This is a genomic window from Mycobacterium fragae (genome assembly GCF_002102185.1).
In the GTDB taxonomy this organism is placed as follows: domain Bacteria; phylum Actinomycetota; class Actinomycetes; order Mycobacteriales; family Mycobacteriaceae; genus Mycobacterium; species Mycobacterium fragae.
Map to the genome: position 1 here is coordinate 1 of NZ_LQOW01000035.1, position 1335 is coordinate 1335.

The window sequence follows — 1335 nt, forward strand, 5'->3', positions numbered from 1 at the left end:
GTGTGGATGCTCCTATGCAGCGTCAAGAGCCTCTGGTTTTCGGTTTAGGTCGGCTTGGAGTGCCCGATACAGTTCGCGGACTACGGCTCGTTTGAGGCAGCGGATGATTTCCTTTTTTGCCTTGCCCTCTTGGGTTCGGCGTTCGAGGTAGCGCTTGGTGGGTTCGTGCCATCGCAGTCTGTTGACGACGATCAGGTAGATGGCACTGTTGGCATCGCGGTCTCCGCCGCGGTGCAGGCGGTGGCGGGTGGTGTTTCCGGTGCTTGCTGGGATGGGGGCAACACCACAGAGTCGCGCCAGGGATGCTTCGGACTTGAGCCGGTCGATGTTCTCGCCGGCGGTGGTCAAAATCTGTCCTGCTGCTTCGGTTCCGACGCCGTTGACCGCGAGCAGGTTGGGTGTCTGGCTGGCCAGGATGGCGTCGAGCTCCTTGTTGGCCTCGGTGATCTCCTCGTCAAGCATCTGGATGCGCTTGGCCAACCGGCGCAGCATCCTGCGGGCCGTCACCACGGGATCATCCAGTTTGCCGGGGGCCGGGACTCGCAGACGTGCGCACCGCGCGACCAGGGCAGCTCGGTCATAACTGGATAACTTCTCGCGAAGTTCTTCGGGCGCACACCACAGCAGGCCGTGGATTTGGTGCAGTGCTGCTTTGCGTGCTTTGACCGCGCTACGGCGGGTCGCACGGATCTGGCGCACGGCCTCGACGTATCCATCCCGCAACTTCGGGGCGGCGATTGCTTCTTCACTGAGCACGGCTCGGGCGGCATTGATCGCATCAATCGGGTCGGACTTTCCTCGGGCTCGTCGAGCTTGCCGGTTAGGCCGGGATACTTCGATCACCGTGATCCCTTGCGCCTGGAGATGGCGTTGCAACCCAGCGCCATAGGAACCGGTTCCCTCAAGCCCCACCTTGAGCACGGTGCCGTGCGAGCTCATCCACGACAGCAGCTGCCGGTAGCCGGCACGGGTGGCGGGAAACTCGCTGTCGGCGAGCAGTTTTCCAGTGCCAGCGTCGAGCACCGCGCCGTGATGGGTCAGCTTATGAGTATCAACACCGCCGACAATGTGACGAGACTCCGGTTGACTTGTCATGCTTGTTTCTGCCGTCCTCTCCTTCAGGTGGATGGGTGGCGTCACCGGCGTTGGCGGTTGGACACGACAGAGATGGGGGCTTGTGGCGCAAGCTCCTATGAAGTCACAGCCGTCGCGTCGGTGACGTCGAACGCGCCACCCACGGCAGCGGCCGACAGATCCACACAAGGACAACCGTCGGCGTCAATCGAAGTCAGAGTCAGACCGCCACCGCGAGCGACATCTGATCCTCTCTGTCGA

1 protein-coding gene is annotated in these 1335 nt (G+C 62.4%); it reads right to left on the minus strand.

The features are described 5' to 3' along the window. Window positions 1-12: 12 nt before the first annotated feature. The gene (locus AWC06_RS22835; RefSeq protein WP_085200303.1) at window positions 13-1095 is read right to left on the minus strand and encodes an IS110 family RNA-guided transposase; all 1083 of its coding nucleotides are present in this window, start codon (window positions 1093-1095) and stop codon (window positions 13-15) included. Window positions 1096-1335 lie beyond the last annotated feature (240 nt).

Coding starts and splice junctions, on each gene's coding strand:
- AWC06_RS22835 (WP_085200303.1), bottom strand. CDS start 1,095: ATGACAAGTCAACCGGAGTCTCGTCACATTGTCGGCGGTGTTGATACT.